Below are 15,167 nucleotides of genomic sequence, written 5' to 3'. Positions count from 1 at the left end.
CGGTTCTACCTCGGTAATGAAACGAAATGGTGCTGGCCAACCGGCCCTTTGAATTCGACTCGGCCCTTGAGGCGGTCGATGCGCGCCACAGTCCAGCCCGACTGCCGCTCCCCCGACCTCAAAAACGCCACCCGCCCTGCCTGGGAGATGGCCACGTAGGTCTCGTCATCCCAAACATCGATGGCATCAACATGAAACGGTGGGATCTTGGCGGGCCGGGGTTTCGTTCTGGCCGCCGGCTTGCGCTGGATGACCTTGCGCTTCCGGGTCTCCTTGATGAGGGTATTCAGCCGTGAAATGGCCGCATCGATACGCTGGCTAAAGGTCTGGTTACTTTTTGTGAGATCGGCAACGGCCACGTTGATCGCTCGAACCGTTTCGGCCACGGACGCCAGGCTTTGTTTCACATCCGCACTATGGGCAAGCTGTGCTTCGAAGCCACGGTCGATCCGGCCGGACAGGGAGGTCAGCCTCTGGTCGATCTGCTCGATTTTGTCCTCGGCTATGGCCATCTCTGACTCTGGACGCTTGATCACTTCCTGCGTGGGTGTGCTGGGTTCCGACACCTGGGCGTCATCGATCGGATTTGTCGGCTGTTGGACGATGAAGAATGACAGCCCGCCGATGGCGATGATGCCGACCACGACGGCGGACAAGACGGACTTGTAAGCCACCCGACTGGACGTTGGCTGCCCCTCTGCCTCATCCAGCTTGGCCTTCTCTTCTGGTGGAATGACCTGCTCCGGTTGCTGTTCAGTCGTCATCCTGGGTTACCTCTGCATCCGCTTTGCTCACGGTCTCATGGACGGCCACCGGCTCGGGTACACAACGCGCGAATGTGATCAGGCGGTGGACGGGATCCTGTACCAGATGGAAGGCCGGGCCTGCGAGTGTCTCCAGCGCATCGCGCAAGGTCATCGGCCCAAGGTGACGGTGGACGGTCGGCAACGATAGTGCAAACAACGCGAGGGTATCCGGCTCGATGGATTCTTCGGTAGCCAGCCGGTAACCACTGCGCTGCAGGAGATAACGCACCGCCTCTCCGATGGTCTGGATCCGCGCTGGCAACTGGACGGTCACCGTTGTTTCCAACAGCTCGGCTTGCGCTTTGGTCGGAGCCGTGGAAAACATCGAATATCGGCCTGTCTGAATATCGCTTGCCTGCAGGTTCACGCTGGCGACAGTACAAAATCCCGCAACAAAGATCGCCGTTGCTGCAACCGGGTGCGTGGGATCAAAGAGTGATCGTTTCATAATGGATTCGGCCTCAGTGGTTTGGTACAACCTGGCCGGCATCATGACGGTGCGTTCGGGTGCTGGAAATGGATAATCCATTCTCACCGGCGCATCGTTTTGGTACCTGTGTTCACGTCCCGCAATAGACAGCCACAATTTGCGGTCTCTCGTGGCCGAGTTCGAGACTGATCGTCAGACGCGCCTGCTGATCGATCTGTTTTTGCTCGGGGGTGAGCGCTTTTATGGTCGGACCACCTGCTGCCGGTGGCCGCCATCCGGTCAGTTCCTCGTACCGGTTCTGGGCATAGGCATGACGAAGCCCATGCATTCTGGACAACCCGGCCCTGGCGGTCTCGGCTTCATACAGTCGCAATTGCTGCCGGTAGTTCTTCGCGCTGGGGATCAATGAGCCCTTGCCGGCCAACTGTCGCGCACGATCAAGGACAGCACGCTGTACTTCGGTCCGTACTGGAATGGTTCGTGCCTTACCACCCTTGGTCCAGCTTTCCTTGAGGACGATATGGTCGCCGCGGTCGGCATAGTCCGGCATGAACTTGATCGCCTCCTCACGGCGCAACCCAAAGGCCTGTTGTAGTTCCAGACTCATCCGGACACGGGCATCCCGAATCTTGCCCAGCTCTTCCTCCCCAACGCTACGGGCCTTGGATGTATTGGTCACGAACTGCCGGTTCGGAATACCGTAGTAATCGTTGGATCGGGCAACGACGTTCTGACGATTGACCTTCTGCGCCCACCAGCGAATGACCGCCAGCCGGTTCTTCATCGCCCCGGCCGACAACTCCTGGCCTTGCCAGCTCTTCACCAGAGCCTCGATGTGCTTGGGCTTGAGCGACTGCGCGCTCATATGACGGTAACCCAGTTCATGGAGTTGGTCGGCGATCTGCGTCAGCAGCCGCTCCCGATCTCGCTGGGTGGTAAAACTGCCGTCCCGGTTTCGACGGCAAATCTGCTTGAGTTGGTAGTTCAGATCTCTCAAAAGTGTTCTCGCATTTCGGTAAGTGTTTCTGACCCAACCGGTGGCCATAGCCATTCGGTCCCGCGTACGCGGTACGGTCATGGGACACTACGCCCATTACGACCTAAAACTGCCTGGTCTAGGCAACGCCGGTTCTCCCCGGAGGGAATGGTCTGGCGTGGACCAACGTGCGCCGTTACATGCGCGATTTAAGTGTGGTTACACATCACCTCCTTTCAGATAGGCGGAACACTTCCGCGGTTAATGAAGAATGAACGTCGACAGCACCGCCAAGAGCGGGCGTCTCGGTTCGACGAGTCAATGCAGACCGGTGCCTGCGAGAAAGAACCGATCCCGTGGTCGGCTCGGATTGGAGAATGAACCCACGGCTTTCGCCGCAGCGCATTGAAGGGTTCGGGTACGCTCTGTTGCCACTGTATCCGCAGTGGCCACGGCTAAATCTATTGGATCCCGGGGATCGAGGGCGGCAGTATCGCGCTCCATCACTGACCTTGCACTGCTAAATCCTGCCGAAAACGCGCACGGTTTCCGGGAATGCCGCCCTCGTCACTACCCCGCTTCGCTTGCCAGTGACGAGGGCGCCTTCGGTTCAGGCACGCCATGCGCCAGGCATCCGCCTGTCACAGGGCCTGCTTCTAATCGGTTGGTGCAATCCTTCGGAGCGTTGGCACCTGCCCACTGGGGCCCACAGGCGCCGCTGAACGCGGCCCCGCCCTTGGCACGCGAGTTGGAGGCTCGCGATGCCGTGGCGGGCAAGGCATGTGGACTCAGTGAACAGCTATGAAGTGTTGGAGCTGGAAGTAGTCTGCCAGTATCGGAGTTGTTCGTACGGCAGCCAGGACGGTATACATGGGAGAAAGGAACAGAAAAAGGAGCCCCGCTCGTGGCGGGGCGTTGAAGGGAGTGGCTACTCGGATTCCTGGAATACTTCATCCAGATTGATGCCCGCCGGCTCGACATAATGCTCGATGACAAGCGCTATTGACTGGCTGCCATCCGATTGTGTGATGTGGCGCAACTCGTTGGGCTCATAGCCGTCTGTGTCGTAATCGACAACGGCAACATCTGGAGCAACTTCAGGTTGATCGGCAATCACCGCCTGTACGATACCGCCCTCCAGAACAACGGCCAGTAGCGCACAGTGTTTCACCGATGAGGCGTGCGCCTGATCTACAGCGGCACCCGATGCCTGCAGCGCAGCCTGATAGGCTTCATCCAGATCTTCCCAGTCGATACTGCCGCCACGGGCCTCACCGCGACGGTAGGCTTCAACCAGCAATTGCGATGCCCGGAATGCTGCATCCCTGCGGCGGATCGTCATTACGCTTGCCATCTGGTTCTGGCCACGGTTCCTCGTCGGCCAGCGCCTGTTCGACTGTAAAATGCAATGGGCTATCACCCGTCTCATCAAAGTCATCGAGCAGTAACGGCACCGTTGCCGTGTCCTGCCAAATGTCACCCTCGTCGAACAGGGATTCGGCATTCGTGACCGCGGCATCCGGACTGTCGGCCTCGATGCCGACCATGACCCGGTGCTCGTAGGGTAAGGTGTATTGAACAACATATTTCATCATGATCTCCTTCTGGTTGGTTACAGGGGGAGACCATCACCCACCAGGGAGAAAGTCCCCCCGGTGGGTGTGGTGAAAAACTCAAGTCGTTGACTTGATCGGTTGAGTGAACAGCATGGGTACTACGCTTCAGTCCTCATTTGGTAACAGGATCGTGATGACCGGTTCACCGGCATCACCCGGTCCGATGATGAGTTTCAGCGTAACCAGCACCGCTTCCGTCGAGTGACCGTCACGGGCTACCCGATAGAGCTGGAACAACAGCCGGTCACCCGGATCCTTGCTCGTGCGAATGGCGTGGGACGCCATATACAAAACATCCCATAACCTGCCCGACTGATCCTGATGCACCTGCTGTTCACTGTCATCCTCGGCCCAGGCCACGCAATCAGCCCAGACTGCAGATGTCAGCGCAACGGGCCATTTGAAACCCGCCTCGCTGGCCATGGAACCCGCATCGATCAGTACACCGTCCTCGATGGCCTGTGCACGGGTATAGGTTGAAATGACTTCACCGAAAAACGATTCAGCAGACTGTTCATTGGAAATGTTACTCATGGGTTTTCTCCTGTGATGGATAGACGCCAGGTCACACCTCCTTCCCTGCCGGGGAAGAAGAAGCTTCCCCGGCAGGGTTTGTAAAAAATGATGGACTTCAGAGCAGCCCACGTTCAGCGAACGAGACAGACTCACCAGCCGAGACTACAAAGTGGTCCAGCACCCGCACATCAACCAATGCAAGTGCTTCTTTCAGTCGGCGGGTAATCGCCTCATCCGCGTGACTGGGCTCAGCAACGCCCGATGGATGGTTGTGGTAAAAGACCAGGGCGGCGGCATTCACCTCCATGGCCTGCTGCACCACTACCCGCGGGTGAACCGAGGCCCCATCGATGGTGCCCTGGAACAGCTCACGCATGGCGATGATCCGGTGACGGTTATCGAGAAACAGACAACCGAAGACTTCATTACGGTAGTCTGCCAGGCGTAGACGCAGATAATCCCGCGTCTCGTCCGGTTTACTCAAAGCCCTTCCGGCCCGATGTTTGATGGCCAGTACCTTCATCGCCAGTGTGATCACCGATTGCTTTTCCACCTCGTTCAAGTCGGCTGGCTTCAGACCGGACAACCGATCCTCGGCCAACGCTTCTACGGATGATTCCGTTTTCTTCATGACTGATCTCCTCAGAATAAAGGGAGATCAGCCCCTCGGAGGAATGATCCCCCGATGGGTTGAAAGTGACCGGGTAACTGAGTTACCCGGTCAGTGGTTGAGTTACGCCGCGTCTTCCTGTGCGGTGTAGAACGGTTGCCCGTCGACCTTGGCCCACGCAATGCGCAGTAGCCGGGCCTTCAGGCTGATACCGGTCTCGCCAGCCTTGTCCCCGTTCTTGAAAGTGAAGGACTCGGCAAAGAGATCACTGAGCGTGAAGCCGATCAGTACCTTCTGATTGCCCTCGACGGCCGGCTTGAGCTGACGCACGATTTCCTGCGCCTGCTTGCCGGACACGCGACACTCGAAATGCGTGTACTGGGCGTTGTCGACGCTGCCACGAAGGGCCGCGATGGTGACACTCAGGAAGGGATTACCCTCCTTCGGCGTCACCTCCCGGATACGGTTGAGATAACCGATGCCGGTGGTGTGAAGATCGAAATACTGCTTGGTTTCGTTAGTAGACATAGCGCTTGCTCCTTAGATGTTAAAAAACCCGGATCAAGCGCGCCCCTGATGGGGATGCTTGCCCGGCAGGGTGAACAGGTGGAAACAGGTTCCACCCTCTTGAGAAAGGACCGACGGCAGAAAACTGCCGCTGTGCACCGATTGCACGGCCCGACGGTGCCTCGATTGCCACTGAACCGCAGTGGCGACGGATAAAACCGGTATAACGAGTGCAATCAGGCCGCATCGGAGGCCTCGCAGACATAGCGCAGGTACTTGAGCATGCCCCGGGCGTTGGCAAATGCAGGATGTTCGGCAATCGCCTGATGCGGAAACCAGTTGGCAATGTGGTCTGCCAACGCCACGGTTCCGCCGCCGACGAACAGCACACGATCCAGCTCGATGCCCAAGCCCAATTGCCGGCGGGTCTCATCATGGATTTGCTCAACGACCTCTCGTTTGGCGGCCTCGACCAGCGCAGCAACGTCATGATTCTTGCCTTGCAAGCGAACGGCCTTGTTCTCGATCGCATGGGAAACAATCTGTTCGCTCAGTGACTCCAGATCAAAGCGTTCCTGGATGCCATCGGTCACGCACTGTTTCACGTTCAACATTCCGCACTGCAGCGAACCGGACGAGGCATGCAGGATGCCCTGATCCTTCACCACCACGTAGTCGGTCGTGCGCCCGCCAATGTCGACGATGGCGACCGGCACGGATACACGATCCGCATCCAGGGTGACACCATCCTCCAAATCAACGATCACGTAGTCATACCAGGCGGCCAGAGCCTCCGGTATGACCTCATGGAATGCGATGCCCACTGGCAGCGCATCCGAAAGCGGGCGAACTGCCTGCTTGAGGCTGTCGCGTTTCCTGGCAATAGTTTCCTGCCGGTGTTCGCCACTCTTGCGATAGAAGGTACTGATAGGCAAACCAGAAACCGCATGCACGCTCTGCCCGGCCAGTCCGGCTTGTTGCAGGGCGTGTTGAACAACCGCCCGGTTCAAGCCGGACCACGGGTAGCCTTCAAAATGTGTGGGCACACCGTCAACGGCACCAACTGAATACACGGTATCGTCGGTCTCATACTCAGAGATACGTTGCTCAGCCTCATGGATCCAAGTCACACCGGACTGACCCACCCGGGCACGTGAAGGAATCGCGAGTAGTCGACCATCCGGGAGCGCGATCTTGGTGAATGCATAGCCATCATCGAGGCCAACCGGTACGGGATTTATTGGGGATGAGTCTGTCATGAGTTTCAATCCTCTGTTCGTTATTGAATGCGTAGATAACCAGCCCTCTACCCATCACCTTGTGCCCATCACCTTACCGAGGGCCGCGAAGGGTTTAGTACCCGCCTTGGCTGGTACTGGCTCTGCCCTCACAACAGCAGGCGCAGACTCGGGAGGTTCGACAGGCTGGCGCGGCGACCGGGGCATCCAATTCGTGAACGCCATGGTCGAGTCGCGTTTCGTATCGTCAGATGTACTGCGCAACGCCTCGGTCTCGGATCGAAACCCCTGAACCAGCAATCCGCGCAACCATTCCTGCCGGCGGCTAACCGGGAGTTGCCTGTGCCGGTTCAGCAGGACGGACTCCAGCGCCACACGGGGATCGAGCTGTATGGTGACGCGGATTCCTGGCTTTGCTTTTGCCATGACAAGACGGCTCCATCGACTTCAAACAAGCACAGGATTATGGAGACACGCGGCGGACACGCCAGAGGAAACCTGATACATCAAGCGTCGTCGTTTTTATCAACAGGTGGCTCTGTTTCCGGTGCAGAGGGTGCGTGATGGAATCCGAGATTCCTGGAGAATCCCGATGACAAGCACCGTTGAGTTGGCGCCAGCGGTGCACGGCGTTCACCACGCAAGACATCATCGGGCACCGTGCCCATAAACTGGGTCGCCTGAATACTTTTCTCGTTGCCTTTCCGGATGTCTGACCGCTCGATGCGCAGGAAACGATAACCCTGGGGAATCATGAACAGACCACGGATCTTGCGTGCGCCCAACTCGATGACATGAGCACGGGATGCACGATCCAGCGCACCGATGTGGCTGGCCGTCAGCGCCGCACAGACCACGGCATCGTAGGTCGAAACAAGGCGTGCAGCTTGGTAGGCGTAAGGATTGGCGAACTGAAGCGGAATCCGGTATGGACGTTCGGACACGGCCACGGCAACTTCGATCGAACCCATCTGCGTCAGCCGCTCATCCAGATCCCGCTGGAGACGTTGGAATAGAGCCTCCCGTTCTGTGATGGCTTCATGCACCTTGATCAGCCACCAGTCCGCATACGGATCATCATTGCGCGCCGCCTGCCAGATCAGCCGCAACCTGTCGGCGAAGAGTCCCAAACCGATGATCGGCGACCGTCCCTTCGTGCCGTTACGGCCACGTATCAGCCGACGCGCCTGATTCGTATGCAGGGTCAGCCAAGCCTGGCCGCGCAGAGGACCCAGTTTTTCATGGCCATCGGGTTCGGGAATGATGTTTTCTGCAGTCACAGGCTGTCGGGGTTCTTGTTGCATGAATATGCGCGTATCAACGCATGTGCACTCTTGATGAACAAGGGAAAATCCCGCCGAGACATGGCAGGGTTATATACCAGGTTCGAATTTCGACAGGTGATTCCAGTGGAATCACTTAAAGGAAACCTTATGTGTCTTTAGCTTCGGATAACGGATCCTTGTCTTTCTGCATTCCCAACGCCTTCCGAATTTCATTCAGGCGCTCCTTTGCCATCGCCATACGCTTCTGTCGTTGCTCCTCGGTTTCCTTCGGCGCCGTGGAGGTATCACTGTGCAATGCCTGCTGACGGTCCGCTTCCCGGACACGCCGGGCATCTCGCACCTTGATGCCGAGATTTGGCACGAATTCACCGGATTTCATCCGCTCACAGAGCCGAATCAGGAAGCTGATCTCGTCGTAGACCGGCTTCATGCCCTTCTGCTCGGCCTGGAACCGCCCCTCCAGTTCATCGAGGATCTGCTGGCGCTGCTCTGGCTCAAGCACGCCAAGATAGCGATTTGCGATGCCGCGCTGGTTGTCGCTCAGGCGTCGTGGATACACCAGCGGTTTTCCATGCTCACCGGCATGCATAAATTTTGACGAGTCCTTACCACAAGTAGTAGTAGTTTTTTTATTATTATTACTACTACAACCTGAGTTCGATTTTTGTGCGTTCGATTTTCGAACGTGGGTCTCTGCCGTGTTCGATTTTTGGTCATGGTGTATCTGCTTGATAACCTTCCGGGTAAACGAGAAGAAACGGCGTGGACCACCGTTACCCGTGTCCACCGCAGACTGTATCCGCCGTTCGATCGGATGCTCCAGTGCACACACGTTGCGCCCATCCCCGACATCCTCATCGATGGACGCCAGCACGCCCTGAGCCACCGTACGCACCCGCGCATGGCCATGGCTCACAGCCTTGTTCAGAAAGGCCATGTAGTCACCATCAAGGTGAATCACGTCCGCCAGTGGCAAGGGTTCATCATGCAGAGCGTAAACATTACCGCGAAACCGGCCACTGGCATTGCGTATCCGATCGCACAGAGTCAACCAGCGTGAAGCGCGCAGGATGGCAATTGCACGGGCAATCGTGGAACGCGAAGAAACATTGACCATGCGGGAAATGGCCTCATAACTCGGAAAAGCGGTATTAGCCCCGGTCTCCCGAACCGCCAGCATGATGACCATCCACACCAGTTTGTCGACTGGCTCGAGTACCGGGTCGCGGATTACGGCAGTGGGAAACGACTGATGCCGGTTCCCGAGGAAAAGCACCGTGTCGGTGGCGCCACCATCGGGTGATGACTCCACACGGGCAATGGTGGCCTTGATCAGTTTATCGAGGGCGAGTGTCTCAGGACGAATAGCGCCTGCCTGCTCATCCATCGTCACCTACCTGAGCGGCATCATCGTCATTCTGGCCGGTCAGGTTTCCGTACTGGGCCCATCGCTGGGTCAGATTCCAGATGGCGCGCATCGGCACCCCGGTCTCCCGGTGGAGTTCCAGGTAATCCGTGGGCGCGAGTAATCCGGTTGTCTCCCCATCGACCCGGCTCGACCAGGCCTGCCAGAGCCGGTGGGAGCTTTCCTCGTCGGCCTCTGGGGGGCGCCCCACCGAGGGACTCACTGACAGGGTACATCGACCCGGCTCGACCAGGCCTGCCAGAGCCGGTGGGAGCTTTCCTCGTCGGCCTCTGGGGGGCGCCCCACCGAGGGACTCACTGACAGGGTACGCCGCAGCCGACCGTAATCACGGGCATTCAACCCGAACAGGATCAACAACATCTCATGCGGCGCATCGGCAGCGATCAGTGACTGCAAGGTCTCTTCCGATTCACGCTGCACCCGCAGGTGATCGATCATCGGCCAGTACACCTGCCGATTCAGGGCAATGTCCAGGCAGTGGGCACGAAGCGATTCAACGCGGTAGAGATCTGAGACATTCATCTCCCGCAGGGCCTCGATTTCACGGGGACCGAATTTCATGTTTTGCAAGGCCACATGGTCGCCTTCGGCCAGGCAGCGAATAGCGTACATCAACACGGCGGTGACCAGATCGGATTCCTTCGTGCTTTCCATCGCCTTTACTCCCAGACCGACACACCGGTATCCGCTGCAAGTCGGCGGATGCAGCGATAAGTATCCATCAGGCCAAGCAGATCACGCCAGTCCCGGTCATCGAGTGGCCGCCAGAGCCGGTAGCCCGTGTGCCCCGGATCCAGTGTCCAGATATTGTTGAACAACAGATCGGCGTCCTCGGTTTCGAGGGCGCGGCGAAGAATGGACTCATCCGGCAGCAGCGGCAAGATGGATTCGAGTGGCGCATAGGTCATTTCGGCGCAGGCAGCTAACTGCCACCACAGCATGGTGAGCTGACTCAAGCTGTCTTCGTCGAGTTGATCCGCCAGTGTGGGATCCGGCACATCGCGCAATACGAAACCCAATCCCTTGCCGGACACCGGTTCAACGAGGTCAGCCATGCCATTACGCTGGGCCAGTCTCGCCGCGAGCGTCCAGGCACGGCCGCGCAATGACTTCAGATCGCTGGGACTGGCGTCGTTAGGAAGGCTCGGTAGTTCTGAACCGGGATCAGTGGACTCACTGTCATCATCTTCAACCTGACCAGGACCAGCTTCATTGTCGGAATCTGGATGATCCGGCAATTCACGCGATGATCCATCAGTGGATGTTCGATCAGTGCTGGATGTGGCCGAGCTTGAAACGTCCGGACTGTCATCGTCCTGATCTATGTGAACGCCATACGAATCATCTGCAGTGCCCTCTGGTTCAGGTGTTTCTTCTGGAACTTCTTCAATCTCCGGGATCACCAGTTCCCGTCCGGCCAGCTCGGCATCGAGCATCACGCGCACGGTATGTATGCTGACATCCAATGCCGCAGCAATCTCAGATTCTAGGGCACTGCGCAGCACATCGGTATCCCAGTCGGGACCATCGTAGCGGCGGCACAGTGTTGTGAATACTTCATCAAAATCGTCTGCAGGCTCAGAGCACCGATCACGCCAGATCGTGTAGGCGGCGCGTTCCAATCTTCGAATACGTTCCACGTGGGGCCTGCCGAGTCCACTTTCGAGTGCAATGGGGATGACCGGCAACAATCGACGGACTGTATATTCCATCTGCGAGATTCGCGCCTGGGTGATGCGATATCCAGCGCGGCGAAGTTCTGCTTCGAGGCGTCTTTGAGAGATCACATCGAGATCGAGTTCTTCGGCAAGAAGTTTTTGCGCTTCACAAACCGCGCGCGCTTTATCGATGAAAGTAAGGCTTCCGCGAAGGTCATTCTCCCGTAGATGCGCCAACAGGACATCGGATTCGCAGCACCAGGGTTTGAACAGGCAGGGTACTGTGGCGTAACGCGGATCACCGGTCTCGGCAAACAACTCCTTCAATATGATCAGGCGTGTATTACCGCCTGCATGGACAATATAGTCCGTAGTATCAGGCCGCTGCGTAACCACCAGTGGTTGATCCAGACCGGTGTTGCGAATCGAGTCCCTGATCCGGTCATATTCGGGATTGCGGCCATGCCGCGGGTTGTGCTCGTAGGGCTGGATTCGGGAGATTTCGATCATCTGTGGCGTCGAGGAGGATATTGGGGTTTTTCCGGCCATTACTTATCCCCAACCCTGCAGGCCAACGAAAATCTCCGGATGGCGAACCAGGCTTGCTCTCGGCACAGGCTCCAGTCGCCCTCCGGAACGTTCCGCCACCTGCTGGCTGACCTGCTCGATTCGTGTCGCCATCTGGGGACTCGCGTGTCGGTGCTGACCAGCCAGCTGATACAAATAGGCGACAGAGTCGTTGCAAACGGTAGCCAACTCGGCGCGTTCCCGCTTGGTGGCATATTTCAAAAACGTCCTTAGCTTCATGCCGTCAAACATTAGCACCATGCATATCTATCAGCAAGCTAACTTCCCAACTAAATGTTTATCGTTGTGCTAAATTTCTGCTATAGTGTTGTGCATGACACGTATCCCCGAACAAATTCGCCTGAAAAATCTCGAGCTTCTGATCGCTGAAGCCGGCTCGGCCGCCAAGTTGGCCGAACGCGCCGGTACCAACAGTTCCTATATCAGTCAGGTCCGGCGCCAGATGCGTACCAAGAAAGGCACGCCACGGAACATCGGCGACGATCTGGCCGAAAAGCTGGAACGCGGCATGGGCAAATACGAAGGCTGGATGGACGAGCCACATCCGGATGAATGGGATCAGTCACACATTGCTGGAATGGATGTCAATGCACACCTCGGGCCGGATATCCGCAGCCTCTGCCCGGTAATCTCCTGGGTGCAGGCCGGCGAATGGATGGAAATTGCAGAAGGTTACCAACCGCAATACGGTCAGGAGCTACTGCCCTGTCCGGTCAGTTGCAGCAATGATTCCTATGTCCTGCGCGTGCGTGGCATCAGTATGGAACCCAAATTCCATGATGGTGACCTGATCTTCGTGGATCCTCATGCCGACCCCACCCATGGAAAATACGTGGTCGTCATGATTGAAGACACCGCAGAGGCCACCTTCAAACAGCTTATCGTCGAAGAAGGCCGTCAGTACCTGAAGGCACTGAACCCGGAGTGGCCAAACCCGATCATCGAGGTCGACCAGAATGCACGGATTTGTGGGGTTGTGGTGTTTAAGGGGGAGATGGTTTGAAACAAATAACTTCTATCTGCGTAGCTTGGCTGACAGATATAGAGTCCCTTTTGAAAAGCAGATTTCTACAATATGTTCTGTGTTTCAGGTGGTAGAGGCGTTTCTTCCTTCAAAGACAGATCGTCGTAATAAAAACGTTTAAAACGTTTTATCATAGCTAACGATATCTTATCTTCTGTATGGGTAGCCACTGTTACTTCCATTCCAGCACTGCGCAAAACATCAGCATACGCATTTATCGCGTTTTCGGCTTTGCTTGAATCTCCGACAAACCCAGCAGGCAGCAAGCCAAGCAAGTTCACATTGTAAGATTCATCATCTTTGATTTCAGCGTCAGGTATTATTTCAACGTATATTCCAACAAGCTGTTCATTACCTTTTTTTACTTTATTTCTTAGTTTGCCTTTAGGGTCTGCATCTCTGATTAGATTATTAAATGTCGTGGGCAGAGCTGGACGTGAATACCTAGCAGCCAGCCAAGCAACATAACTTTTCAACTGCCTGTCTTCTAAAACTCTATCCGGGTCAGGCTGTAGTTCCGCAAGAACTTCCTTTTGAATGACAATCCTTTCAAACGCCTTTAGCTCAAGGATTTCTTCAGAAAAAACATCTCCATCGCTCGTTCGACATGTGACGTACGTATGGAGAATCCGAGGATTCTTGTTATAGGTTAAATGCCCCTTGGATTCTTCAATCTTCCTAGCAACCGACAACTCAATATATGGATCTGTGTCAACATTGTTATTTGCTATATCGCATGACTGCGATGCTACCAAAAGCACTAGATCCTCCGCATAGGGTATGCTGCCTATAATGTCGACTAGGTGTTGAACATCCGTGGCACTAACTATGGAACCTTGTCTCCAACCGGCTTCTTCTAGTTGACTGCCAACCAAGTCTCTCAGGCTCCATTTTAGTTAAGCAAACGGATCTGAAAGTTCGTCTTTTGCTGGAGATAGCATATTCAATCTTGATCCGGCAAAAAGGATACGTTCTTTATCGATTTCGGACTGGCTTAGAAGATCAAATACGCTTTGGTTCCCAAGCACAGGTTCATGTAGCTGTTCCCGATCAGTAGTAAAACCAGAACTGATCCATGCTCTAGCGATGACTAATAAATCAAAAATTCTGCTCATTGCAGATTTCCTTGGCTTAGCCTCTCCATTTATCCAGTTATAAAGGGTCTTCCTGCTCTGAACATTACAAACCTGCGCCAATTCTTCTTTTGTCAATCCAAACGCCAAGGAAATTTCATTTACTACAGTTGCCAGTTTGTTTTGAGGTGCTGTATGTACCTGAGTATTAGCACCGCTGGGAGTAATGCTAAGCAGACTTGCAACCACGCCACCAGAACCTTGGTACAAAGAGAATAACTGCTTAGGCCCTTCACCTTCTGGAAGCATTAAATGAATGGCTGGAGGATTTGCATAACGATTAAATGTCCCTGAGGCACAATATGCGTCAGGCGGAAAATCAGGTGCTATCAAGCCCATTTTTCATTCCTCGCATAGTCCGTGGTTACTTTCCAGAATGCCTCTCTGGATGTTTCGTGCAACATAGCTAATTTTTCTAATACATCGTTTGTCTCAAAGCTAACAGATTCATCCTTTGCTTCCCAGTAATGGTCAAAATCAAGAATAATCCGTTCGCTTGGCACAGCGTCTGCCGTAATGGATATAGGTAAACCCTGAACATCGGGAAGACAAGTGAGATTATGCTTGCCGTACAGAGTTCTTATAGCAAGTCCACCCATCTCTGTATGCAAAAAGGTATCGGTGCTGTGTTGACGGGCTTCTCCAAGAGACTCTATACAATTTGGCAACCCGAAGTGCTCATTGACCAACCCGGTAATTTCCTCACCATCATCAACAATTACCAGATCGCTATATCTAAGCCCAATACGCAAAATCAAGCTAGGCTCAACAATATTTACCAAAGTCTCAATTGCCTGTTTGCATGCGTCTGAGAAACCAGCAAACCTTGGATATTCTGACGTGATATAGACAAGACGCTCTTGGTTGATATCGATAGCGCTTTTCTTGTCCGATGAAATGAAAGCCCAGCGATCTATAGCCGAGACGGCGATACCACCTGGCTGTACCTGGACTGTTTGCTCGCTTCGTTTCTCTGGTATTGGATACTGTTTTCGCAATGCCTCTTGAATCTCTGGTACGTATTCAGCGATCTGCATTACAGGTGAGAAGCGGAATTCAGCGAGCACGAACTTAAGCGGTTGATTTTCTAGCTTTTTGTAGTCGGCCACATCCATTCCCCCTTCAGGTGCTTGTTAAGCGCAACCAAAATTATACACCAAATTACACATATTGCACGATTGAAAGTAAGAGCCCTATTACCTGAGTAAAGTTCAATCCAACACAACCTTGATGTTGAAATTCACCGTAGTTGCTTAAGGGGCATTCAAAACCTGAATCAACGCCAATGAACGACCGTTTAGACGCTTAACGGCCCCATAAAACCTATCTCAAGGCATTCACCGGCGAAATCCT

At 55.1% G+C, this 15,167-nt stretch carries 20 protein-coding genes; 1 reads left to right on the top strand and 19 read right to left on the bottom strand.

All coding sequences use genetic code 11. The features are described 5' to 3' along the window. Positions 1–5: 5 nt before the first annotated feature. From ACOCD2_RS00900 to ACOCD2_RS00825, 16 genes are all read right to left on the bottom strand, one after another. Positions 6–764: a hypothetical protein gene (locus tag ACOCD2_RS00900; protein WP_293714744.1), complete on the bottom strand. Its 759-nt coding sequence runs from the start codon at positions 762–764 to the stop codon at positions 6–8. Then, positions 754–1,392, bottom strand: a complete 639-nt coding sequence (locus ACOCD2_RS00895) for a hypothetical protein (RefSeq protein ID WP_419618711.1) — start codon at positions 1,390–1,392, stop codon at positions 754–756. The genes ACOCD2_RS00900 and ACOCD2_RS00895 overlap by 11 nt, the downstream gene beginning before the upstream one ends. Then, positions 1,367–2,233 carry a phage integrase N-terminal domain-containing protein gene (locus tag ACOCD2_RS00890; RefSeq protein ID WP_293714766.1) on the bottom strand — a complete coding sequence of 289 codons (867 nt, stop codon included), beginning with the start codon at positions 2,231–2,233 and terminating at the stop codon, positions 1,367–1,369. The genes ACOCD2_RS00895 and ACOCD2_RS00890 overlap by 26 nt, the downstream gene beginning before the upstream one ends. A 907-nt stretch (positions 2,234–3,140) precedes the next feature. Next, complete coding sequence (locus ACOCD2_RS00885; protein ID WP_293714748.1) at positions 3,141–3,554, bottom strand: hypothetical protein; 414 nt, start codon at positions 3,552–3,554, stop codon at positions 3,141–3,143. Then, complete coding sequence (locus ACOCD2_RS00880; protein ID WP_293714750.1) at positions 3,502–3,804, bottom strand: hypothetical protein; 303 nt, start codon at positions 3,802–3,804, stop codon at positions 3,502–3,504. The genes ACOCD2_RS00885 and ACOCD2_RS00880 overlap by 53 nt, the downstream gene beginning before the upstream one ends. Before the next feature lie 129 nt (positions 3,805–3,933). Further along, the gene (locus ACOCD2_RS00875; protein ID WP_293714752.1) at positions 3,934–4,362 is read right to left on the bottom strand and encodes a DUF6573 family protein; all 429 of its coding nucleotides are present in this window, start codon (positions 4,360–4,362) and stop codon (positions 3,934–3,936) included. Positions 4,363–4,459: 97 nt separating this feature from the next. After that, positions 4,460–4,975 (bottom strand): RadC family protein, encoded by a 516-nt coding sequence (radC, locus tag ACOCD2_RS00870; protein WP_293714754.1) that lies wholly within the window; start codon positions 4,973–4,975, stop codon positions 4,460–4,462. Between the two features lie 102 nt (positions 4,976–5,077). Next, positions 5,078–5,482: an STY4534 family ICE replication protein gene (locus ACOCD2_RS00865; protein ID WP_293714756.1), complete on the bottom strand. Its 405-nt coding sequence runs from the start codon at positions 5,480–5,482 to the stop codon at positions 5,078–5,080. 215 nt (positions 5,483–5,697) lie between these two features. Continuing rightward, positions 5,698–6,720, bottom strand: coding sequence for a ParM/StbA family protein (gene parM, locus ACOCD2_RS00860; protein ID WP_293714758.1), 1,023 nt, complete (start codon positions 6,718–6,720; stop codon positions 5,698–5,700). A gap of 54 nt (positions 6,721–6,774) precedes the next feature. Further along, positions 6,775–7,125, bottom strand: coding sequence for a hypothetical protein (locus ACOCD2_RS00855; protein ID WP_293714760.1), 351 nt, complete (start codon positions 7,123–7,125; stop codon positions 6,775–6,777). Positions 7,126–7,205: 80 nt separating this feature from the next. Further along, positions 7,206–8,003: a PFL_4669 family integrating conjugative element protein gene (locus ACOCD2_RS00850; protein WP_293714762.1), complete on the bottom strand. Its 798-nt coding sequence runs from the start codon at positions 8,001–8,003 to the stop codon at positions 7,206–7,208. A gap of 127 nt (positions 8,004–8,130) precedes the next feature. Next, complete coding sequence (locus tag ACOCD2_RS00845; RefSeq protein WP_419582599.1) at positions 8,131–9,372, bottom strand: STY4528 family pathogenicity island replication protein; 1,242 nt, start codon at positions 9,370–9,372, stop codon at positions 8,131–8,133. Continuing rightward, positions 9,365–9,601 (bottom strand): STY4526/YPO1902 family pathogenicity island replication protein, encoded by a 237-nt coding sequence (locus ACOCD2_RS00840; RefSeq protein WP_419625545.1) that lies wholly within the window; start codon positions 9,599–9,601, stop codon positions 9,365–9,367. Before ACOCD2_RS00840 ends, ACOCD2_RS00845 begins: the two co-directional genes overlap by 8 nt. 8 nt (positions 9,602–9,609) lie before the next feature. Then, positions 9,610–10,065 carry an STY4526/YPO1902 family pathogenicity island replication protein gene (locus ACOCD2_RS00835; RefSeq protein WP_419625543.1) on the bottom strand — a complete coding sequence of 152 codons (456 nt, stop codon included), beginning with the start codon at positions 10,063–10,065 and terminating at the stop codon, positions 9,610–9,612. Between the two features lie 5 nt (positions 10,066–10,070). After that, positions 10,071–11,618, bottom strand: a complete 1,548-nt coding sequence (locus ACOCD2_RS00830) for a ParB family protein (RefSeq protein ID WP_419582598.1) — start codon at positions 11,616–11,618, stop codon at positions 10,071–10,073. 3 nt (positions 11,619–11,621) lie between these two features. Next, positions 11,622–11,858 (bottom strand): hypothetical protein, encoded by a 237-nt coding sequence (locus ACOCD2_RS00825; protein ID WP_419582597.1) that lies wholly within the window; start codon positions 11,856–11,858, stop codon positions 11,622–11,624. Positions 11,859–11,970: 112 nt separating this feature from the next. Between ACOCD2_RS00825 and ACOCD2_RS00820 the strand changes: the two genes are divergently transcribed. Beyond that, positions 11,971–12,660 carry a LexA family protein gene (locus tag ACOCD2_RS00820; RefSeq protein ID WP_419582596.1) on the top strand — a complete coding sequence of 230 codons (690 nt, stop codon included), beginning with the start codon at positions 11,971–11,973 and terminating at the stop codon, positions 12,658–12,660. Positions 12,661–12,725: 65 nt separating this feature from the next. Here ACOCD2_RS00820 and ACOCD2_RS00815 read toward each other — a convergent pair whose 3' ends face one another. From ACOCD2_RS00815 to ACOCD2_RS00805, 3 genes are all read right to left on the bottom strand, one after another. Continuing rightward, the gene (locus tag ACOCD2_RS00815) at positions 12,726–13,442 is read right to left on the bottom strand and encodes a hypothetical protein (protein ID WP_419582595.1); all 717 of its coding nucleotides are present in this window, start codon (positions 13,440–13,442) and stop codon (positions 12,726–12,728) included. A gap of 135 nt (positions 13,443–13,577) precedes the next feature. Further along, positions 13,578–14,153: a helix-turn-helix domain-containing protein gene (locus ACOCD2_RS00810; RefSeq protein ID WP_419601202.1), complete on the bottom strand. Its 576-nt coding sequence runs from the start codon at positions 14,151–14,153 to the stop codon at positions 13,578–13,580. Further along, positions 14,144–14,929, bottom strand: a complete 786-nt coding sequence (locus ACOCD2_RS00805; protein ID WP_419582593.1) for a TIGR04255 family protein — start codon at positions 14,927–14,929, stop codon at positions 14,144–14,146. Before ACOCD2_RS00805 ends, ACOCD2_RS00810 begins: the two co-directional genes overlap by 10 nt. Positions 14,930–15,167 lie beyond the last annotated feature (238 nt).

The organism is Thiolapillus sp. (assembly GCF_048562965.1).
Taxonomy (GTDB): Bacteria; Pseudomonadota; Gammaproteobacteria; order Chromatiales; family Chromatiaceae; genus Thiolapillus; species Thiolapillus brandeum_A.
Note: the sequence above shows the minus strand (reverse complement) of the source record. Positions and strands in the feature narration are given on the sequence as shown.